This is a genomic window from Paenibacillus shirakamiensis, from assembly GCF_017874255.1.
GTDB classification, from domain to species: Bacteria; Bacillota; Bacilli; order Paenibacillales; family Paenibacillaceae; genus Fontibacillus; species Fontibacillus shirakamiensis.
The window spans coordinates 1,417,295-1,437,790 of the sequence record NZ_JAGGLD010000001.1 but is presented as its reverse complement, the minus strand read 5'-3'; the positions used below and the strand labels follow the sequence as shown (position 1 = coordinate 1,437,790).

Sequence of the window (20,496 nt, the reverse complement as noted above, 5' to 3'; positions counted from 1 at the left end):
GAGGCCTAAATCTAAGAGCTATTGATTACAATATAATAGGTCTCACGGGTAAGTAAGGACGAATAATAAGTACTATTTTCTTATTTTGAGTAGTAAATTGAAACGCTTGAAGGAATTTGCCCTTCTGTCCAGAATGTCTATTACTCGAGGAAGGAGGTATTGCACCCCAAAAGTTAAAGCGCTTAAACTTTTACACCAAAAAAGGAGGAATTCCATTGTATACTTCTCAAGCCCAAACCAAATCACCTGCTGTTCAATCAAAAAGGATTGTTGTTATCTGTAGTCTTCTTCTGGTGACCATGCTTAGTTCAGGGCTATCATCACAGAATAAAGCTTATGCCGCTTCTAACGTAGATTCGAGCAATACCTCTTCGTACTCTGATACTCAATTGCCGAACAACCAAGATTCCATTCAAGCTACCGCTACCTCAAGCCACGACGCTAATTTTTCGCCAGCTACCTTAGCATTCTTGAAAGCCCAGACCGGTCTTGATGGTGAGCAATGGGATAACATTATGATGCTTGTGAACAAACCCGAACAAGATTCATTGGACTGGACAAAATTCTATGGTTACTGCGAGAATATCGGCGATGATCGAGGATATACGATCGGTATTTTTGGAGCTACTACAGGAGGCTCTAATGATACAGGACCTGACGGGCCTGAACTCTTTAAAGAATATGATGCAGTAAGTGGGGCATCCAACCCTTCCGTTACCGGGGGACTCAAACGCATAGGCGTGAACGCTTCTATGAGTGGTTCGATTTTGAAGATTAAAGATAGTGATTCCGTATTCAAATCTAAAATTAAAGCCCTTCAAAATAATGCGAACTGGAGAGAAGCGATGTGGCATACATTCTACAATGTATACATTAAATACAGTGTAGATCAAGCCAAGAAGCGTGGATTCACTTCTGCCTTAACGATTGGATCTTTTGTGGATACAGCACTTAACCAAGGGGCAGATGGGGATTCGGGCAGCCTAGAAGGCGTATTGTCCAGATCAGGAAGCAGCAAGAATGAGAAAACATTCATGACGAGCTTCTACGCACAACGAACCAAGATTGTGGATACGAATGACTACAATCAAGCGCCCAATGGTAAAAATCGTGTGAAGCAGTGGAGCAATCTTCTCAATCAAGGGGAGACGGATTTGAAAAATGCGGATGCTGCAATCAAAAAAGTTACGGACTGGGAATTGAAGTAGTGATTCTGAACTTAGATTTGAATAGGCCTTCTCCTTCGGGAGAGGGCCTTTTTTTATAAGAATTTCCCTTGTTGTGATATTTTCTATAACGTGTAAAATGTAAAGGTATGTATGAGGCCTGTCACCCTTTAGTACAGGGAGAAATCGGAGGAGTAGACTATGGCTCAACCCTTAAAAGACATGTACAACGAGACATTTTTAATGGATGTTGGTAACAAAATAAATGGAGTATTCCCTTCATTTCTGACCCGCTCCTTTGTGGATTTCACGATGAGTGACGGTTGGGAAGACCTTGAATTGAAGGCAAGAATCCGTAGAATTACGGACGCGCTTGGCGCACATCTTCCGCAACATTATCCTGAGGCTCTGAAGTATCTTTTTCTAATCGATGAGCAGTGCGTAGGATTTCCGTATCTTTTTTTTCCTGATTTTGTAGAGAAATATGGTCAAGATGAACAGCATTGGGAATTGTCCATGGAAGCGCTAGAGCGATTTACGTGTAGGTCTTCTGCTGAATTTGCCGTTCGCCCCTTTATACTCAAAGATCCTGAGCGAATGATGACACAAATGACTCACTGGTCCTCCCATGATAATGAACATGTTCGTCGCTTGGCTAGCGAGGGATGCAGACCTCGGTTACCTTGGGGACAAGCTCTGCCTGTGTTTAAGCTCAATCCTGCACCTGTATTAGAATTGCTAACTCTGTTGAAAGAGGACCCCTCTCTTTATGTTCGTAAAAGCGTAGCCAACAATCTGAATGATATCGTCAAAGATCATCCAGATGAAGTGATTGCATTTGCACTGAAATGGAAGGGAACTCACCCATATACGGATTGGATTATACGTCATGGCTGCCGAACTCTGATTCGCAGAGCACATCCCTCTATCATGAAATTGTTTGGTTATACCGAATTCGATCACAAAGAGGACGTTATTGCTTCAGCCTCTCTGAGCATTACGCCGACCTCGCTTTGTATTGGGGAGAATTCAGAATTGAGTTATGAAGTCCAAGTTAATTCGGATGACGAGGTCAAATTACGCATTGAATATGGAATCGATTTCGTGAAATCGGGAGGCAAATTATCCAGAAAGCTGTTTCTTCTTTCTGATAAAACTGTTGCGGGGCAGACCTTGCTTCAAGGGAAGAGAACCCATCGCTGGGCTAACTTAACTACGCGTCGTCATTATGCAGGTATGCACCGAATCGTCTTGATGGTCAATGGACAGGAAGTAGCCTCGGATACGTTACAGGTGTCTGATCCAAAAGGATCGTCATCTCATATCATAGAATGAACGTAGAATTTCATAAATAATATCAGTGGATTACCACTGAGGCATAAGTAGGGGCTGAGGGCGTTGAGATTTAAAGATGTATTTTCTATTATAGGACCTGCGATGGTAGGACCATCCAGTTCGCATACAGCAGGCGCGGCCCGAATTGGTCGGGCAGCACGGCAGTTCATGGGCTGCGTTCCTAGTAAGGCAGAGATCATATTCTATGGTTCTTTTGCCGCGACTTATCAAGGACATGGGACGGATCGGGCTATCGTAGGAGGACTGCTTAATTACACTACCGATGATGTTCGATTGCCAAGCTCTATTGCTATTGCAGAGGAGCAAGGAATGGACATTACATTTACACAGGGAACGGGACTGTATCCTCACCCCAACACCGTTAGGCTTCGACTTACAGGTGAGCAGGCGGAGCAAAATGTGGATCTCATGGGCATTTCCATTGGTGGAGGCAATATTGAGATTGTAGAGATTAACGGATTTAGTATGAAACTTTCGGCGATGTATCCTTCCATTATCATTTCGCATATGGACTGGCTTGGTGTGTTAGCTAGTGTAACCGATGTCATTCGCAAATGCGAAGTGAACATAGGCCATATGTCGCTTGATCGCAAACAGCGGAGTGGGCGTGCGTTAACTGTGCTTGAATTAGATGGAATGGTGCAGCAGGATCTGTTGCTTAATCTGGAGGCGCTGCCTGCGGTCACTTCTGTAAAAGTAATTGATTTGAATACTACGTTTTAAATTAGACAAAGGGGAAAGATCATCATGAATTTTAGCACCTTAAGCGAACTCGCCTTACTATGTCAGCACAAGAACCTTACAATAGGGGAACTTATGTTAGAAGAGCAGAGTCTGGAATCTGGTCGTTCCAAAGAAATGGAATTCGCCAAGATGGCAGATTATTACGAAGTGATGAAAGAGGCTGTTCAGCGAGGCTTGACACAAAATACGACTTCACCAAGTGGTCTAACGGGACTGGATGCTCAGCGAGTAGGCGCTTATAATGCCTCTTACGAATCTAGTCTAGGCGGTCCTGCTGGGGACGCAATGACCTATGCGCTAGCTGTATCAGAAGTCAATGCCTCAATGGGCCGGATCATTGCTACGCCTACCGCCGGTTCTTGCGGAATAATTCCGGGGGTATTCATCAGTAGTCAGGAGCGCTTTGGCTGGGATGATCAAAAAATGGTCTACGGACTCTTTGCGGCCGGAGCCATCGGTTATGTCATAGCGAACAATAGCTTCGTATCTGGAGCCGAAGGGGGCTGCCAAGCTGAAGTGGGTTCAGCCATTGGTATGGCTGCTGGGGCTTTAACGGAACTTAGAGGTGGAAGTCCTGCTCAGGCCATTCATGCGGTAGGGTTAGCTCTCAAAAATTCACTTGGCCTCATCTGTGATCCCGTCGGTGGACTGGTCGAAATTCCTTGCATCGTCCGAAATGGATTTGGAGCCGTTACCGCGCTGGCTGCGGCAGATATGGCTATGGCGGGTGTGCGCAGCGTAATTCCTTCAGATGAAGTCATTCAAGTGATGTTGGAAGTCGGTTCGAGCATGCCTGAAGCGCACCGGGAGACCGCAGGCGGAGGGTTAGCTCAGACGAAGACCGGACGGGAAATCATGAAGAACTTGCGCGGAGAGTAAAATTGTACAAAGAGGACTGCCTTCAAAATTACGAAGGTAGTCCTCTTTGTATACAAAAATAAATATATGGGATGAAGACTTCATAAGATGTTACTATGCAGCCGTAAAGGGGTACAAAAGATAAATATAGATTTAGATTGTACTCTAATTTGAACTATGACGGAGAGGAAGATGAGACATATGCCTACGTATAAGCGTCTTCAAGAGCTTGAGCAGCGCCTGACGAAAGATCGTCACTTAGATTTATTCTTACAGACTAAGCATCTTTTAGATAGCCTGCAAGCTTACGAAGAAGAGCATCGAAAACTGGTTCATATTCAAGCTACGGATGGAGGCGTTAGACCGAATCGTGAAGTGGAAGTTGTATTTTATACAACGATTCGAGATTTCAAAGATCAACTGCTGGACAATTTAGAACAAACAGCAAACGATTTGGAACACAGATGGGAAAAAGGGTATAATAAGAATTTTGCTGATGGAGTGGAATAATATTCACACAAAGAACCGCGTTCCTTGCGGTTTTTTTGTGGTTATTTAATGAAGTTTAAGCTGTGCTATCCATTACTTTGCGACCTAAGGATTAAATATAGATACCATCTACAATGATCTATGAAATATAAATTACTCCGCTAATTAAGGTTATAAATTCTGATATGAGATAAACTATTGATAATAATGCTAGCAATGTAGTTGTATATACGCTTAGGAGGAATTACTCATATGAACACAAGAAAAATAGGCGAGTTAGAAGTATCTGCAATTGGCTTGGGCTGCATGGGCATGTCGCCCGATTACTATGGTGCCCGTGATGAAGCGGAATCTTTGAAAACCTTGTATTATGCGCTTGAACATGGCGTGAATTTTTGGGATACAGCTAATGTCTATGGGGGTGGGCATAACGAAAGACTTTTGGCAAAAGTGCTCAAAGATCATCGTAATGAAGTTACACTAGCGACGAAATTCGGGTTTGTACGCCGGGATGGGGCGCTTGCTGTGAATGGTTCTCGGGATTATGTGATCCAAAGCGCTGACGAAAGTTTGCAACGTCTGGGAGTAGACCATATTGATTTGTATTATTTACATCGGTTAGACGAATCCGTTCCTATTGAAGAGACGATAGGGGCTATGGCTGAATTAGTGAAGCAGGGAAAAGTTAGGCATTTGGGATTGTCTGAAGTGTCTGGAGATACTTTGCGAAAGGCGCATAAGGTTCATCCAATTGCTGCTGTGCAGTCGGAATATTCCTTGTGGAGTCGAGACATTGAGCATACTACGTTCGAAGCGTGCCGAGAACTAGGTATAGGGATCGTGCCATATAGCCCGCTAGGTCGGGGATTCCTTACAGGACACATAAAAAAATATGAGGATTTCTCCCCCACAGATTTCCGAAGAGATTTGCCTAGGTTTAAAGGGGAACATTTTCAAGCCAACCTTGATTTAGTAGCAAAAATAGAAAAGTTGGCAGCAGACCGGGGTGTGAAAGCGGCAACGCTAGCTTTAGCGTGGGTCCTTGCGCAAGGTAATGATATCGTTCCTATTCCAGGGACAACGAAGCGTGAACATCTGCAAGCGAACATAGACGCAGTAGATCTAAAGTTATCCGCCTCGGAGTTGGAAGAAATTAATGCAATTGGGCACAGAACGCAGGGGGATCGGTACGGTGAATTTGCTATGAGAATGACTAACCTATAAAATCAAACTACATCGATAGGAGTTGAAAAAAGAATCTAGCTAAAGAGCTGGGTTCTTTTTTTATGTGAAGAAAAGATTGAAGTCTATTTATTAATTGATATAATCGTATTATTAGGGAAAAATTTACTATTAATAAGGGGTTTTATTATGGAAATTAGTGGAACATTCTTCCTCTCCATCGTGTGTTCTGTGATTCTTTTCTTCATCTTAGGTCTTTGCATTCAGCCCATTAATCAGGATGGGGGGATGTTAGTAATTATTGGCATCATTCTCTCCATACAGTTATCTCTTATTACAGCTATATTGTTACATAGAAGATCAAAAACACAGACTTATGAAGAACATATAGAAGGATAATTTAAGATGGATTGTCTTAGTAGTACCAAACGTAACAGGGAAGCCGGTGCCGGCCTCCCTGTTTTTGTTCATGATTACATGAAGTTAAATGAAGTTAATGAAGTTAATGAAGTTATGTTAAGTTAAGAGTTCGTTCCTTGTACTTGCGTTGTAATCATCCACCTGACTCCAAATTTATCGACAATCTTACCAAATAAACCACCCCAGAATGCTGGCTCTAGAGCCTGATTCACGATTCCGTTGGCAGAAAGGTGATCAAAAGCATGCCTTGCTTCTTCTTCCGTAACGAATTCTAGGGCTAGCTCCAAGCTATTACCATGATTAAGAGGCTCCGATATAGAATCGGAGATCATGAACGTTACACCTGCGGCTATAAAATTTAAATTGATGACCTTATCTTTTATTTCACTAGGGGCATCCTTGGATACATCTCCCATTGTTGTCACTTGTACAATCTCTCCGCCCAATCCATCAACATAATACTGTGCTTGCGATCTGGAATCCTCCGAGAATAAATAAGGTGTAATTATTGCCACGAATAGATCATCCTTTCAAGTGTGATTACCTCTGATTGTATCATGATTACCCATGAATAATTTCTATTTTTTAGGACTAAATCCATTATATTTTCTTATTTTCTTTGAACTTTCTAAATCTGATGGCATGTTCGTGCGTGAACTCCATATATTTTGGGGTATATGAATATTAGCGTGAATTCAAAAAGTTCGGGAGGAAATACGATGCAATGGAAGGGTAGAAGAGAAAGTTCAAATGTGGAAGATCGTAGAGGCATGGGTGGAGGTGGCAAAACGTTAGTCGGGGGTGGCATCGGCGGGATTATTATTTTGCTGCTGTATACCTTGCTTGGCGGAAATGCAGGAGGATTAGACAATATACTGAATTCAGGTTCGGGTACGGATTCGTCCTACCAAGAGACAGCGGAGGATCAGGAGCTCTCTAAATTCGTTAAAGTTGTCTTGGCCGATACTGAAGATGTATGGTCCGACGTCTTCAAATCCAATGGATTGACTTATGAAGATCCAACACTAGTAATGTATAGTGGAAGTGTACAATCTGCCTGTGGGACCGCATCCTCATCGGTAGGGCCATTTTATTGTTCGGGGGACCGTAAGTTATACATAGATTTAAGTTTCTATAAAGAACTTCAGAACCGATTCAAAGCACCAGGTGATTTTGCGATGGCCTATGTAGTTGCTCACGAAGTAGGGCACCATGTGCAGACCTTGCTAGGCATTTCAGATCAGATGCAGTCCATGCGTCAAAAGCTTAGCGAGACGGAATTTAACAAGTATTCTGTTCGATTTGAATTGCAAGCGGATTACTTTGCTGGAGTATGGGCGAACCATGTTCAAGGGAAGAACTTGCTAGAAGCAGGTGATGTAGAAGAAGCGTTAACGGCTGCAAGTGCTGTTGGTGATGATAGTATTCAAAAACAAGCGCAGGGCTACGTAGTTCCTGAGAGTTTCACGCATGGTACATCTGCTCAGCGGAAGAATTGGTTTTCCAAAGGATTCCAGAGTGGTACGATTAAAGGTGGAGACACGTTTAACGCTACGAATTTGTAAATTTTCTAAGCAATTCCGTCATTTAAGGGCAGTTCCTCATGAAGAGGGCTGTCTTTTTCTTTTAAATTGCACTAGGAGGTGTAAGCATGTTCCGTTGGTTGAGAGCAAAAAGAAGACCATCTTTAGCTTGTCAGTATAAAGATTTAGCAAGTATCGGGATCACACTTAAAGAAAAATTCGAACTCTCACAAATTACGATGCTTCCTTCAATTGAATACAAAAAACTGCCCTACCTTCTTCTTTTAATGGACCTAGGAGGTGAATTTGTTTTAGAAAATAACAGTTTTGAATATCTTTCTCAGGATATTTGGTATTTTGACCAAGAGTGTATAGATGATCCGAATGATTATATTTCTATAGTAGAAAGAATTGTAGATCTAACCAAAAATGACCTAGAAATGCAGCAGTTACATATCTATGAGGAGCAGGGTAAGGTATGGATGACATTGAATGTGAACAGCAAAGCTTATAGATATGATTTTTATATGAATGATGATTGGGTAGATTTGGGTGTATTTAGATTTTTTTCAGACATATTAAAGGTAGAGGGGAGCCATCGCTGGTTCTTTTATTCAGATATTGATCCGCACCTATTAGTAGGAGCTTTTACGAATAATCAGTGGCATGCGCTTAATCAGCGACTAAATATCTTTATTCCATTTTAAAAGAATACTCACCATTAAAAGGCTATTGACAGAAGCAAGCATAGGTGTTAATTTAAAAACTATAATTCCTATTTGAATTGTAAGAATTAATTAATATAAATGGAATAGAAGAACCGACTGTATCAACAGAGGTGTTACGGATATATTTTCCCGTGATGCCTCTGTTTTTTGTGTCTTCTTATCCATGTTATATGTTGAATTAGCAACATCAGATCAACATTTACAAGTTCGTCACACAGGTCGACCATTCTGGTGGAGGCTTCCTACAGTCAAAGGGATGGGGAGTCTTTTTGGTGTTGTCATTTATATACAGAAGGGGGTTACAGCGTTGAATGAGCAAATTCAAACGGCACATTCACTACACGGATTCAGTCTGCTTACACGTATAGGTCTAGGCATGTTGTTTCCATTCATACTTATTACTACTTGGCAACTCTTAGTGCAAAGCGGATATATTTCACAGCTGTTATTCCCAACACCTTATGTAATTGCAGAATCCTTTCTAGATCTTATTTTATCGGGAGAATTATGGATTCAATTCAGAATAAGTCTTATCAGAGTTGTCTTGGGGTTTCTGCTAGGGGGAGGTGTTGGGTTAGCGCTAGGATTATTAGTGGGGATGTATCGTCCTACAGAAAAGCTACTCGATCCAACATTGCAAATGATTCGAATGATTCCGAGTTTGGCGGTTATTCCATTATTTATATTGTGGTTCGGTATAGGTGAGGAATCTAAGCTCCTGCTTATTGCAAAAACTGCTTTTTTTCCTATCTATATCAACACGTTCAATGGAATTCGCAATGTGGATAACAAATTGTTTGAGGTAACAAGAGTACTTGGTTTTACACGTAAGAAGCAACTAACCAAGTGCATCCTGCCTGCCGCGGTTCCCCATATGATGCTTGGAGTTCGTCTTTCCTTAGGTTTGTCTTGGCTTGGACTTGTCGTTGCAGAGCTGATAGCTTCTACCTCAGGTATCGGGTATATGATGTCTGACGCACGTCAGTTCGGAGATACGCCCGTAGTTTTTGTCGGCATTTTAATGTTTGCAGGGGCAGGGTTAAGTAGTGATTGGATTGTCCGCCTGGTAGAATATCGGTTACTGCGTTGGAAAGGTACCCGCTCAAGATAGAAAGGAGACCTATAGGGATGGATGATACAGCAAAATTGGTGACTATAACAGACAGACTAGAGTCTGAGATAAATGACAACCTTGTCAGCGAACCAGCCCCCAACTTTACTCTGAACCAACAGCATAGTAGAAGACGAACAAAATCAATTTTGTATAACTTAGGGGTGGGAGCTATCATCCCAGTTCTAACTTTAGTTCTTTGGCAAGTTGCTGGTTATCTTGGTTGGATCTCAGATGAATTTTTGCCCACTCCTATATCCATTGCTTCCACTTTTGCGAATCTAATAGGTTCGGGTGAACTCCTCCGCCACCTAGAAATTAGCATGGGTAGAGCTATGTTGGGATTTGTAATTGGAGGGGCACTTGGTCTGTTATGTGGAATATTGACCGGACTTTTTCGCAAGTTGGAGTATATATTTGATCCCAGTATTCAAGTGCTTAGGCTAGTTCCTCATCTTGCTATAGCTCCATTAATTATTTTATGGTTCGGATTTAGTGAAACCTCGAAGGTTGTCATCATACTAAGTGGCTCATTTTTCCCAATGTATGTTCAAGCTTTTATGGGAGTTCGACAGCTTGATCCTAAATTGTTCGAAGTCGGTAGTGTACTTGGATTTGGAGCTTTTGACAGACTACGTAGATTGATATTACCTGCTGCTTTGCCAAATATTTTGTTAGGTTTGCGGCTATCTCTTGCCGTAGCATGGATCGGTCTAGTCGTTGCAGAGGTTATTGGTTCGCAGTCGGGTATCGGTTTCCTTATTAATGAAGCAAAGCAAAATTCGAATACGGAAGTGATCTTTGTAGGGATTGTTGTATTTGCCATAGTAGGTGTTGTTATAGACTTCTTATACCGCTTCATTGAACATAGATGCTTGGCTTGGCGAGAGAGTTATAAGGGTTAGAAGAATGAAAGAAAAGGAGCTGGCATATGCACGCATTAGCTTACAAAGGATCCTTAGACTTAGCTGCCGATGTACTTATTATTGGGGGAGGACCTGCGGGTACGTGGGCAGCCCTGACCGCTTCAGCTAAAGGAGCCAAGGTGATTCTGGTCGATAAAGGGTACTGTGGCTCTAGCGGAGCCACAGCTCCTTCAGGTACAGGAGTATGGTATGTGAAGCCGGATCAGGAATTTCGAGATGAGGCCAAAGCTAGTCGCTTTAGATTAGGTGGCGAGCTAGCGGAACATTCGTGGATGGATAGAGTACTGCAGCAGACTTATGAGAATATGAACAGGCTGAGTATACTTGGATATCCTTTTCCGGTGAATGAACAGGGTCAGCCGCATCGACGGGGACTGCAAGGACCGGAATATATGAAATTAATGCGTAAGCTTATCAAGAAAGCTGGCGTGAAGATTTTGGATCATAGCCCGGCTCTTGAATTGTTAGCGGATGAGTATGGAGTGGCGGGTGCCACTGGCGTTCGCACTCAGACGGGAGAGCTGTGGAGTGTGCAGGCGGGTGCAGTAGTAATTGCAACGGGAGGTTGTGCATTCTTAAGCAATGCTCTTGGGTGTAACGTGCTAACTGGGGATGGATATTTATTCGCTGCAGAAGCGGGAGCCAGCTTATCTGGCATGGAATTTTCAAATGCGTATGCTATTAGCCCCACCTTCTCCTCAGTAACGAAAACAGCATATTATAGCTACGCTAATTTCTACTTTGAAGATGGAACGCTGATCGAGGGTGCTGGTTCAAAGCAAGGACGTACCGTTATAGCAAGACATCTACAAGAAGGTAGACAAGTATATGCGAGATTAGATAAGGCTTCAGAGGATCTAAGACCTCTTCTGAGAGTGGCACAGACCAATTTTTTTCTTCCCTTTGATCGGATGGGCATCGACCCATTCACGGATGCGTTTCCTATCACTTTAAGATTAGAAGGAACAGTCCGTGGCACAGGCGGAATTCATATTACCAATACTTCATGTGGAACGGAAGTTCCAGGTCTGTACGCAGCTGGGGACGCTGCTACTCGGGAGTTGATCTGCGGTGGCTTTACGGGCGGGGGCAGTCATAATGCTGCATGGGCTATGTCCTCAGGTTCCTTCGCAGGGGAAGGGCTGCACAATTCGCCCTAAGTCTCGGGAATAAAGCTATTCATCGTCATCCCGTAGGATTATCTACGTCGGTACTAACACAATCTACCTCTCACATAGCAGAGCGTACACACACTGCGGAGTATACTTCAGCCATTCAGGCAGAAGTAAAGCCTTTTCACATCAACTTATTTCGTACAGAGCTTGGATTAACCTCTTCACTTCATAGATTAGATGAGCTGTGGAAGGAACAACGAAATAATCATATAGAACGTTCGTCTGAGGGAGTTAAGGCAAGAGAAGCTATGGCAATGACAGCTACAGCACGCTGGATGTACAATGCCGCTCGCACCCGCACTGAATCAAGAGGAATGCATAAAAGAGAAGATTATCTCCAGACTGATTCTACGCAGCACCATCGTCTGGTCACTGGCGGACTAGATCAGATTTGGGTAAAGACACAGCACAGGGAGAAAGAAGGGATTTTATTATGATTGAGATCCTAAGTAGGAGCCGGTGCATTGAGTGCAATCAGTGTGTGAACGTCTGCCCTACCAATGTATTTGATCGAAATGTGGATGGAGTACCTAGTTTGGCTAGGCAAAGTGATTGTCAGACATGCTTCATGTGCGAGTTATACTGCCCTGTTGATGCGATATATGTAGATCCTGATCCAGAAAAATTGACGGGTGTTACTGAATTACACGTTCAGCAGCTGGGGCTTTTGGGAGGCTACCGCGAGAAAGTAGGTTGGGGGAAAGGGAGAGAGCCGGTTGCAAGTCATGATTTTATGTACCAGTTATCATTAAAAACTATTTTTTAACTACCTGAGAGGGTTGGATCTTTATTTGTTCGTCCAAGTAAAGGGGGAGATATTAAGTTGAACAGATTAAGCAAAGTAAATGATGACCAGTCAAAACCACATAACCATTTTTTCATGGGTATAGTACTTATTGGAATTGTAATGCTGATGCTTCAGGCTTGCAGCAATCAAGCGGGTTCTGATTCAGGGAGCAATAATAGTATAGTTCAAGCTGCAGGTAACACACCCAAGGTGCTGCACTATGGATTTATCGGGTCCAACAAGCTGAATTTGCCTGGAGGAGCGGAGGGGTGGGGCTTTTATAAGGGCATTATGCAAAGGGAGCTAAAAAAGCATGGCATAACGGAAGTGCAGCTCACCGGCTTCCCTAACGGTCCTGATCAAACCGAGTCACTAATTAGTGGACGATTGGATGTGGGAGTCTGGGGGATACCCCTGCTATCATTGCATATGCCTCCGGGGCTAAGACTCGTCTTATCTCTCAATCTTCTACCAATAGCATTGGCTATTTAATTGGTAAGAAAAAAGGACCAATCAGCATCAAGGATTTACAAGGAAAGACGATTGCGATTCAAAAAGGTTCATTCATGCATCGGTATGTAGTGGGTCTGCTGCAAGAAGAGGGAATTACAGATTATAAATTAGTTCATATGCTTATTCCTGATGCTACAGCAGCACTTGCAAGAGGAGACATTGATGCTACCACAAATTTAGGTGTACCTGCCCTCAAACTTATCGCACAAGGCTACCCTTATCTGGATGATGCATCGAAGCATCCGAGTCTGTTGGGAACAAGCGCTACCGTAGTATCTAAAGACTATCTTGCCAAATTCCCCGATTTCCCTGCGATATGGAATGCCGCACGAGAAAAAGCTTTAGCAGATCTAAAGCAACATCCTGATGAATATTATGCTTTTCTTGCAACGTTGGGTAACACTACATCTGAGTTAGCTAAAAAAGTAAATCCAATTAATGAAATTAAAGATACGGCCTTTTCCGAGGATGGGCTGAAACGGTTAGAAGGAACCAAAAATTTTCTTGTAAAAGAGAAATTAGCTAGAAGGGATTTTAATATTAAAGATTGGCAGCTAAAGTAAATGACCTGTGTATTAAAAGACTAGGCTGAGTCGTATTGGAATGCAGAGGAGGCAACCCATGTCACTAAATGAGAAACGCCTATGCGTAGATGTCCTAGTTCTTGGTGGAGGACCAGCAGGAGCTTGGTCGGCATGGAGTGCGGCTTCTCAAGGAGCTACTGTTCTATTAGCCGATAAAGGCTATCTTGGAACGAGTGGAGCAACGGCTCCAGGAGGTACAACGCTACTTGTCATTCCTCCTGTGGCACGCCTTCGAGAAGAAGCAGTTCAGCAACGATTAAGGGCAGGAGGATATTTATCAGAAAATGCATGGATTCACCGTGTCCTCGATCAGGTCGAGCAAAATCTTGAACAGATTGAACAGTGGGGATATCCTTTCCCTAAAGATCAGGATGGAACACCCCTTCGAACGCATCTACAGGGTCCAGAATATATGGCATTGATGCGCAAGGTAGTACGCAAAGCAGGAGTGAAGATCTGGGATCAGTCTCCAGCATTGGAACTGATCCATGATGAACATGGTGTTGCGGGAGCAAGAGGAATCGATCGTCTAAGCGGTAAAGAGTGGTTAGTGCAAGCCAATGCGGTAATCGTGGCTACAGGTGGATGTGCATTTCTCAGTAAAGGCTTGGGCTGCAATGTACTCACCGGGGAAGGATTGCTGATGTCTTCTGAAATAGGTGCTGAACTCTCCGGGATGGAATTTAGTCGTCAGTATGCTCCGAGTTTCGCAGATGGAACGGTAACGCGGGGGCGTATGCTAGCATGGTCAACCTTGTACGATGCTGAGGATCAGCCTTTACTACAGGGAGAACGTACTTTTTCGAGTATTCCTGAGCTCTTAATGAAAGGTCCAGTGTATGCCAAAATGGATCTGGCTAATACCGCTCATAAACGAGAGTTTTTACGCCGGGCCCATCCGATATTTTTTATGCCTTTAGAACGTGCAGGGATAGATCCGTTCGAGCAAAAGTTCCCTTTAACTCTGCGCTACGAAGGAACTATGCGGGGGACAGGTGGATTACGTCTTATGAATAAGGAATGTTCGACCACAGTGCCCGGACTATATGCTGCCGGTGATGCTGCATCGAGAGAAAAAGTGACCGGAGCAATTTCTGGAGGCGGTGCTTATAATGCTTCGTGGGCGATGTGCAGCGGAACTTGGGCAGGAGCAGGAGCCGCAAAATATGCGCTAGCACAGTCAAGCAGAGCAGACCAGCGGAAGCCGACCGCAGCAGGACAGTATGGGCTACCCGCGGGTGTAGAATCTACAGATACATTGGAGATTAGACCATTAATAAGTTCTATTCAAGCTGAGATTCTACCTTTGCACATTAATTATTTTCGAAGTATATCTGTCCTATCTTCTGCGCTTGAGCGATTGCATGCGCTAGTGCCGTACCTAAAAGCAACACCCCCTTCAACTGTGCAAGGTAAAGTGCAGACTAGGGAAGCAGCAGCTATGCTCATGGTAGGCAGGTGGATGTATACAGCCGCTTTAGCGCGCAAGGAAAGTCGGGGACTGCAACAATTGGCGGACTATCCAGAAATGGACCCGTATCAGACCCATCGTCTATTGGTATCGGGGATTGAGAAAATAAATATTCGTACAGAAAGTGTCCCTCATGCACATGAGCTATCTCTTCTGAGAGAGGAGAGGGCCATATGATTGAACTCATTAGTGCGGATCGCTGTGTTGGATGTAAGTTATGTGTGAAGGTATGCCCGACGAATGTGTTCGATATGGTGGATCGTCTTCCACTGATAGCTCGTAAGGAAGATTGTCAAACCTGCTTCATGTGCGAAGCTTATTGCCCTGTGGATGCATTATATGTCGCGCCTTATGCGGATCTTCATATTGAAGTCGATGAAAAGGAATTAATTCGTTCTGGCTTACTAGGAAGCTGGCGATTTGAAATAGGCTGGGGAACTCAGGAAAAAGCAACTATGGCAGAACGAGATACTACACCATTTTTTGAAGTATTCACTGCGCAACATCGCGGGAGTTAAAATAGTACCTGTACAGTCGGGTTTCCTCAGGGCATTTTGCCTATAGGGAAATCCTTTTTTTATGGCGTAAAATCAGAAGAAGTGCATCCTTTTATAATGAATCCTGATTGTTCCTATAAGATCATTCTAATTGACCCTATGAATTGGCTATGGTAGGTTCAAGAGAGTATAAAAATAATGTCGATAAAAATAATGGGAATTAAAATTAATGGGAATTAAAATTAATGCAGGCTAGGTGAGGTGGATATCGATGGAACTTCAAGTTACAAACAGTCCTTTTAATCAGGAGCAAGTTGAGTTGCTCAATCGTCTGCTACCAACCCTGGTGGACTCTCAGCGAATTTGGCTTGGGGGATATTTGGCAGCCATACAATATGCGGGGATCGGAACTAATCAGAATGCGGTGCTAAGTTCCACAGTTGCCGGAGATACAGCTCCAGCAGCATCGGCTATACCTGTAAGTCAGTCTTCTACACAATCCAAATCAGTAACCGTAGTGTTCGGATCCCAGACAGGGAATAGCGATGCTCTAGGCAAAAAAGTTGCAAAAAAATTAGAAGCTCAAGGCTTTGAAGTGACTGTATCCTCAATGGGAAGTTATAAAACAGGTAACTTGAAGAAAGTAGAGAACCTTCTGATTGTGGTGAGTACACAAGGAGAAGGGGAGCCGCCTGATAATGCGATTCCATTCTATGAATTTTTGTTCAGCAAACGTGCTCCGCAGTTACCTAATCTTCGTTATTCTGTACTCGGGCTAGGCGATACTTCCTATGAATTCTTCTGTCAGACAGGTAAAGATTTCGATAAGCGGCTAGAAGAATTGGGTGGTCATAGAATTGCAGATCGTGTCGATTGTGATGTTGATTTTGACGAAGCTGCTGGGGAATGGATAGAGAAAGTCTTGCTAGCGCTGGGTCAAGGTCAGGCAGACTTATTGTCTGAAGTGAAAGCCATAGATTCAGGTGCTTTAGCGAGTGAATCAGAATTTTCAAGAACGAATCCATTTCAAGCAGAAGTGTTACAAAATTTGAATCTCAATGGCCGAGGTTCCCAAAGAGAGACACGTCACGTGGAGCTATCTTTAGAAGGCTCTAACCTTCACTATCAACCTGGGGACAGCTTGGGAATTTATCCTGAGAATCATCCACGTCTAGTAGACGAACTCATTGAAGCTCTAGGTTGGAATGCACAAGAATTAGTACCTGTATCCAAAAGTGGAGATCAGCAACTTTTGCGTAACGCATTATTACGTCATTTTGAGATTACCGTACTCACCAAACCACTCCTCGCTCAGATTACAGAGCTTACGGGTAGTCCTTCCTTAGCTATATTACAGAGTGCGGGTCATGAACAAGAGCTGAGAGATTATTTAGCAGATCGGGATTTATTAGATTTAGTTGTCGACCATAGTCTAATTGGAGTTACAGCTCAACAATTGGTTCCTTTGCTTCGAAAAATTCCTGCAAGACTATACTCCATAGCCAGCAGTCTTCAATCCAATCCAGATGAGGTCCATATCACAGTAAGAACTGTTCGCTATGATCTTCAAGGGAGAGACCGCTATGGGGTGTGTTCTGTCCAATTAGCAGAACGTCTTGAATCAGGGGAGTCCATTCCTGTATATATACAACACAATCCGAATTTCAAATTACCTGAGGACCCGAATACCCCAATTATCATGATCGGACCGGGTACTGGGGTGGCTCCATTCCGTGCGTTCATAGGGGAAAGAGAAGAGACAGGGGCGCAAGGGAAGTCTTGGTTATTCTATGGCGATCAACACTTCTCTACAGATTTCCTCTATCAGACAGAATGGCAGCATTGGCTAAAAGAGGGTGCTTTAACCCGAATGGATGTTGCGTTCTCTAGAGATCGTGATCAAAAAGTGTATGTACAGCATCGGATGCTGGAAAAGGCAAAAGAATTATACCAATGGCTACAAGAAGGTGCTGCTTTGTATGTATGCGGGGATGAGAAGAAGATGGCCCATGACGTGCATGCTGCATTAGTTACGATTCTTGAACAAGAGGGTAATCTTAGTCCCGAAGCAGCAGCAGATTATTTGACTCAGTTGCAACAGCAAAAACGTTATCAGCGGGATGTCTATTAATCTGACCTGCTAAGGATTGGAGAGGAGAATAGTACAAATGAAAGAATATCCAAAGTATCCCCCACAGGATGCTCCACATAGTGATGTTGAGGAGATCAAACGTAGAAGTATGTATCTCCGAGGAAGTCTGTTAGAGACGTTGGCAGATCCTATTACGGGTTCCATCCCGGAAGATGATAACCGTCTAATGAAACATCATGGAAGTTATATGCAAGATGACCGTGATCTGCGGAATGAACGACACAAACAGAAGTTGGAGCCGGCTTATCAGTTCATGCTTCGAGTTAGAGCTGCGGGTGGTGTGGTCACGCCGGAGCAGTGGCTCATGATGGATGAAGTTGCACACAAGTATGCGAATGGAACTATTCGGTTGACAACACGCCAATCATTTCAACTTCACGGAGTTTTGAAGTGGGATCTGAAGAATACGATTCGTGCGGTAAACGATGCCTTACTAAGCACACTTGCTGCTTGCGGAGACGTGAATCGGAATGTCATGTGCAATCCCAATCCATTTCAATCCGAGATTCATGCGGAAGTATATCATTGGGCTAGCAAAGTTAGTGATCATCTGGATCCCAGAACCCGTGCTTATCATGAATTATGGCTTGATGGGGAGAAAATTATTGATAGCCGTGATAATGAGGAGCAAGAGCCTATCTATGGTCCAGTCTATCTGCCTCGTAAGTTCAAGATTGGTATAGCGGTTCCTCCTTCTAATGATGTGGATGTGTTCTCCCAAGATCTAGGATTTATTGCGATTGTTGAAGAGGGCCAATTGAAAGGATTCAATATCTCGGTTGGCGGCGGGATGGGGATGTCACATGGGGATTCCAAAACCTATCCACAAGTATCCAAAGTCATTGGATTCTGTACACCAGAGCAGCTCATTGATGTTGCTGAGAAAACGGTGACGATTCAGCGAGATTATGGAGATCGAGCTGTGCGCAAGCACGCCCGGTTCAAATATACGATTGATGACCGAGGATTGGACTGGTTCGTACAAGAGCTCACCGCACGACTTGGATGGAGCTTGGAGACTGCGCGACCATTTCATTTTGAAGACAATGGAGATCGGTATGGTTGGGTGAAGGGAAGTAATGGCAAGTGGCACTTTAATTTATTTGTTCAAAATGGACGAGTAAAAGATGAGGACAGCTATCTACTCATGACTGGGCTCAAAGAAATTGCCAAAATTCATACCGGAGATTTCCGATTAACTCCGAATCAAAATATCATTATCTCCAATGTGAGTCCTAACAAAAAGAAAAACATCGAGAATCTGATTAGACAATATGGCCTTACCGATGGGCAGCATTATTCAGCCCTTAGAAGAAGCTCCATGGCTTGCGTATCCTTCCCGACATGTGGCCTTGCTATGGCTGAATCCGAGCGTTATCTTCCGACGCTTCTAGACAAAATAGATCCTATGCTCAAAGAGGTAGGGCTTGAAGAAGAAAGTATCGTGATTCGGATGACCGGTTGTCCCAATGGCTGCGCTCGTCCCATGTTAGCCGAGATTGCTTTTATTGGTAAGGGACCTGGTAAATATAATATGTATTTAGGTGGAGGACATACAGGGAATCGTCTGAATAAGCTATACAAGGAGAATATCGGGGAATCCGAAATTCTTGGATCATTAAAACCGATGTTAGCGCAGTATGCGTCTGATCGGTTCACAAATGAGCACTTTGGCGATTTTGTGATTCGAGCAGGTCACATTCGCGAGACATTCGATGGACAGGATTTTCATGCTCAAGGATAAGGGAATAAATTAATAAAATGCCCTGAGGTTAGACCAACTTATCGATCTTTAACATGGAGGATCAGTTGGTTATGATTCTCAGGGCTTTTTCATATCTAAGTCATTAGGTACTGTTTAGTTTTTGGTTTGATGTTTTGCTCGATAGTGGAGTGGAGTCATGCCGAATTTGGCACGAAATACACGATGAAAATAAGAATAGCTGGAGAATCCGCATGTCTCAGCGATATTTTCTAAGGTAAGGGAACTATATTTCATCCGTTCTACGGCAGCGTTCAAGCGGATTTCAATGGCATATTGAATCATAGTTTTTCCATAATTGTCTTTGAAAAGCCGTACAGCTCTCGATAAGCTAAGTCCAGCATAGTCCGCAGCTTCCTCCAATTTGAAGGTGACGGTTGCATGTTCTTCTACAAAACGTTTGAGACGAAGAGAAGCGAAGACCTTGCGATTATTATGAGTATTTTCGATGATAGCTCGGTCCATGTAGAGACAGAGGCTTTTTAACATATAATCCATCAATTCTAGGTCCTCGCCCAAGGGGCCTCTTCGTTTTTCCAATAGAAGGTTCCTCCAAAGGCCAATTAATTTATCGTCTATACCGATTGCGTTTACCGAAGAGCGTTTTTTGCTATACCACCACTGATCAATCCAAGGTCCTTCACAAAATAAGTAATAATCCCCGCTAGACAGGCGACCACCATGCTCAGTTTCATTGTCCTCCACACTTAAGTGGTAATCATCTCCGGGCTTAAGTAACAATAGATCGCCACTGTGAAGCTGATAGGTATGACCTTGAAAAGAAGCGGTAGAAGAGCCTTCCGTCTGTAAGCGAAACAGGTAGTTGGTAAGTCCACTTTTATAACTGGATATGAAGGTTGTATCATGATAAGAATAGTCACAGATGAGTAAGGATGTATTCACAGGGAGGTTCCTCCGGTCAGATAGTATGACTCAGAAAGTGATCAGATAGTTCATGTTCTGAGAATATTGTGTATGTTCATAATCTATGGTTCCTAAGTATGATGGTATCAGATAGGGCAATAAAATACTCTTGAAAGTTGAGGTGCATG

The 20,496-nt window shown here is 43.4% G+C and carries 20 protein-coding genes and 1 pseudogene; 19 read left to right on the top strand and 2 right to left on the bottom strand.

The genetic code is table 11. The annotated features are described in order from the left end of the window. The first annotated feature begins 215 nt into the window (after nt 1-215). From J2Z69_RS06460 to J2Z69_RS06430, 7 genes are all read left to right on the top strand, one after another. Nucleotides 216-1,208, top strand: a complete 993-nt coding sequence (locus J2Z69_RS06460) for a chitosanase (RefSeq protein WP_245338972.1) — start codon at nt 216-218, stop codon at nt 1,206-1,208. A gap of 159 nt (nt 1,209-1,367) precedes the next feature. After that, nucleotides 1,368-2,501, top strand: coding sequence for a DNA alkylation repair protein (locus J2Z69_RS06455; protein ID WP_209860215.1), 1,134 nt, complete (start codon nt 1,368-1,370; stop codon nt 2,499-2,501). Nucleotides 2,502-2,564: 63 nt separating this feature from the next. After that, nucleotides 2,565-3,245, top strand: a complete 681-nt coding sequence (gene sdaAB / locus J2Z69_RS06450) for an L-serine ammonia-lyase, iron-sulfur-dependent subunit beta (RefSeq protein ID WP_209860213.1) — start codon at nt 2,565-2,567, stop codon at nt 3,243-3,245. A 24-nt stretch (nt 3,246-3,269) separates the two neighbouring features. Continuing rightward, nucleotides 3,270-4,145, top strand: coding sequence for an L-serine ammonia-lyase, iron-sulfur-dependent, subunit alpha (sdaAA, locus tag J2Z69_RS06445; RefSeq protein WP_209860211.1), 876 nt, complete (start codon nt 3,270-3,272; stop codon nt 4,143-4,145). A gap of 180 nt (nt 4,146-4,325) precedes the next feature. Beyond that, nucleotides 4,326-4,634, top strand: coding sequence for a hypothetical protein (locus J2Z69_RS06440; protein ID WP_209860209.1), 309 nt, complete (start codon nt 4,326-4,328; stop codon nt 4,632-4,634). A 231-nt stretch (nt 4,635-4,865) separates the two neighbouring features. Further along, nucleotides 4,866-5,837, top strand: coding sequence for an aldo/keto reductase (locus J2Z69_RS06435; RefSeq protein WP_209860207.1), 972 nt, complete (start codon nt 4,866-4,868; stop codon nt 5,835-5,837). Between the two features lie 147 nt (nt 5,838-5,984). Continuing rightward, nucleotides 5,985-6,194 (top strand): hypothetical protein, encoded by a 210-nt coding sequence (locus tag J2Z69_RS06430; protein WP_209860205.1) that lies wholly within the window; start codon nt 5,985-5,987, stop codon nt 6,192-6,194. 122 nt (nt 6,195-6,316) lie between these two features. Here the strand turns inward: J2Z69_RS06430 and J2Z69_RS06425 are convergent, their stop codons facing one another. Continuing rightward, nucleotides 6,317-6,730, bottom strand: a complete 414-nt coding sequence (locus J2Z69_RS06425; protein ID WP_209860203.1) for a VOC family protein — start codon at nt 6,728-6,730, stop codon at nt 6,317-6,319. Between the two features lie 204 nt (nt 6,731-6,934). Here J2Z69_RS06425 and ypfJ point away from each other — a divergent pair, with 204 nt between their 5' ends. The 12 genes and pseudogenes from ypfJ (at nt 6,935) to cysI (ending at nt 19,426) form a co-directional block, all read left to right on the top strand. Further along, the gene (gene ypfJ, locus J2Z69_RS06420) at nt 6,935-7,780 is read left to right on the top strand and encodes a KPN_02809 family neutral zinc metallopeptidase (RefSeq protein ID WP_209860201.1); all 846 of its coding nucleotides are present in this window, start codon (nt 6,935-6,937) and stop codon (nt 7,778-7,780) included. Nucleotides 7,781-7,866: 86 nt separating this feature from the next. Continuing rightward, nucleotides 7,867-8,445, top strand: coding sequence for a hypothetical protein (locus J2Z69_RS06415; protein ID WP_209860199.1), 579 nt, complete (start codon nt 7,867-7,869; stop codon nt 8,443-8,445). A 397-nt stretch (nt 8,446-8,842) separates the two neighbouring features. Next, a complete protein-coding gene (locus J2Z69_RS06410; protein WP_245339080.1) occupies nt 8,843-9,577 on the top strand; it encodes an ABC transporter permease in 735 nt (244 codons plus the stop codon). A 17-nt stretch (nt 9,578-9,594) separates the two neighbouring features. Next, nucleotides 9,595-10,482 (top strand): ABC transporter permease, encoded by an 888-nt coding sequence (locus J2Z69_RS06405; protein WP_209860197.1) that lies wholly within the window; start codon nt 9,595-9,597, stop codon nt 10,480-10,482. Nucleotides 10,483-10,508: 26 nt separating this feature from the next. Further along, a pseudogene (locus tag J2Z69_RS06400) lies at nt 10,509-12,115 on the top strand (FAD-dependent oxidoreductase). After that, nucleotides 12,112-12,444 (top strand): 4Fe-4S dicluster domain-containing protein, encoded by a 333-nt coding sequence (locus J2Z69_RS06395; protein WP_209860196.1) that lies wholly within the window; start codon nt 12,112-12,114, stop codon nt 12,442-12,444. Before J2Z69_RS06400 ends, J2Z69_RS06395 begins: the two are co-directional and overlap by 4 nt. A 57-nt stretch (nt 12,445-12,501) precedes the next feature. Then, nucleotides 12,502-12,957: a substrate-binding domain-containing protein gene (locus J2Z69_RS19145; protein ID WP_245338971.1), complete on the top strand. Its 456-nt coding sequence runs from the start codon at nt 12,502-12,504 to the stop codon at nt 12,955-12,957. Next, on the top strand, nt 12,852-13,541 hold the full coding sequence (locus tag J2Z69_RS06390) for an ABC transporter substrate-binding protein (RefSeq protein WP_342591565.1): 690 nt from the start codon (nt 12,852-12,854) through the stop codon (nt 13,539-13,541). Before J2Z69_RS19145 ends, J2Z69_RS06390 begins: the two co-directional genes overlap by 106 nt. A gap of 58 nt (nt 13,542-13,599) precedes the next feature. Continuing rightward, complete coding sequence (locus J2Z69_RS06385; protein WP_245338970.1) at nt 13,600-15,210, top strand: FAD-dependent oxidoreductase; 1,611 nt, start codon at nt 13,600-13,602, stop codon at nt 15,208-15,210. Then, nucleotides 15,207-15,551: a 4Fe-4S binding protein gene (locus J2Z69_RS06380; RefSeq protein ID WP_209860192.1), complete on the top strand. Its 345-nt coding sequence runs from the start codon at nt 15,207-15,209 to the stop codon at nt 15,549-15,551. The genes J2Z69_RS06385 and J2Z69_RS06380 overlap by 4 nt, the downstream gene beginning before the upstream one ends. Nucleotides 15,552-15,801: 250 nt before the next feature. Next, nucleotides 15,802-17,661, top strand: coding sequence for an assimilatory sulfite reductase (NADPH) flavoprotein subunit (locus J2Z69_RS06375; protein ID WP_209860176.1), 1,860 nt, complete (start codon nt 15,802-15,804; stop codon nt 17,659-17,661). A gap of 37 nt (nt 17,662-17,698) precedes the next feature. Continuing rightward, nucleotides 17,699-19,426, top strand: a complete 1,728-nt coding sequence (gene cysI / locus J2Z69_RS06370) for an assimilatory sulfite reductase (NADPH) hemoprotein subunit (RefSeq protein ID WP_209860174.1) — start codon at nt 17,699-17,701, stop codon at nt 19,424-19,426. A gap of 114 nt (nt 19,427-19,540) precedes the next feature. On the opposite strand, the gene J2Z69_RS06365 is transcribed toward cysI, so the two are convergent. Beyond that, nucleotides 19,541-20,347: a helix-turn-helix domain-containing protein gene (locus tag J2Z69_RS06365; protein WP_209860172.1), complete on the bottom strand. Its 807-nt coding sequence runs from the start codon at nt 20,345-20,347 to the stop codon at nt 19,541-19,543. Nucleotides 20,348-20,496 lie beyond the last annotated feature (149 nt).

What these genes read in the sequence shown, in the direction of transcription:
- J2Z69_RS06380 (WP_209860192.1), top strand. Translation starts at nt 15,207, where the DNA reads ATGATTGAACTCATTAGTGCGGATCGCTGTGTTGGATGTAAGTTATGT.
- cysI (WP_209860174.1), top strand. Translation starts at nt 17,699, where the DNA reads ATGAAAGAATATCCAAAGTATCCCCCACAGGATGCTCCACATAGTGAT.
- J2Z69_RS06415 (WP_209860199.1), top strand. Translation starts at nt 7,867, where the DNA reads ATGTTCCGTTGGTTGAGAGCAAAAAGAAGACCATCTTTAGCTTGTCAG.
- J2Z69_RS06435 (WP_209860207.1), top strand. Translation starts at nt 4,866, where the DNA reads ATGAACACAAGAAAAATAGGCGAGTTAGAAGTATCTGCAATTGGCTTG.
- J2Z69_RS06385 (WP_245338970.1), top strand. Translation starts at nt 13,600, where the DNA reads ATGTCACTAAATGAGAAACGCCTATGCGTAGATGTCCTAGTTCTTGGT.
- J2Z69_RS06430 (WP_209860205.1), top strand. Translation starts at nt 5,985, where the DNA reads ATGGAAATTAGTGGAACATTCTTCCTCTCCATCGTGTGTTCTGTGATT.
- sdaAA (WP_209860211.1), top strand. Translation starts at nt 3,270, where the DNA reads ATGAATTTTAGCACCTTAAGCGAACTCGCCTTACTATGTCAGCACAAG.
- ypfJ (WP_209860201.1), top strand. Translation starts at nt 6,935, where the DNA reads ATGCAATGGAAGGGTAGAAGAGAAAGTTCAAATGTGGAAGATCGTAGA.
- J2Z69_RS06455 (WP_209860215.1), top strand. Translation starts at nt 1,368, where the DNA reads ATGGCTCAACCCTTAAAAGACATGTACAACGAGACATTTTTAATGGAT.
- J2Z69_RS06440 (WP_209860209.1), top strand. Translation starts at nt 4,326, where the DNA reads ATGCCTACGTATAAGCGTCTTCAAGAGCTTGAGCAGCGCCTGACGAAA.
- J2Z69_RS06405 (WP_209860197.1), top strand. Translation starts at nt 9,595, where the DNA reads ATGGATGATACAGCAAAATTGGTGACTATAACAGACAGACTAGAGTCT.
- J2Z69_RS06395 (WP_209860196.1), top strand. Translation starts at nt 12,112, where the DNA reads ATGATTGAGATCCTAAGTAGGAGCCGGTGCATTGAGTGCAATCAGTGT.
- J2Z69_RS06375 (WP_209860176.1), top strand. Translation starts at nt 15,802, where the DNA reads ATGGAACTTCAAGTTACAAACAGTCCTTTTAATCAGGAGCAAGTTGAG.
- J2Z69_RS06410 (WP_245339080.1), top strand. Translation starts at nt 8,843, where the DNA reads ATGTTGTTTCCATTCATACTTATTACTACTTGGCAACTCTTAGTGCAA.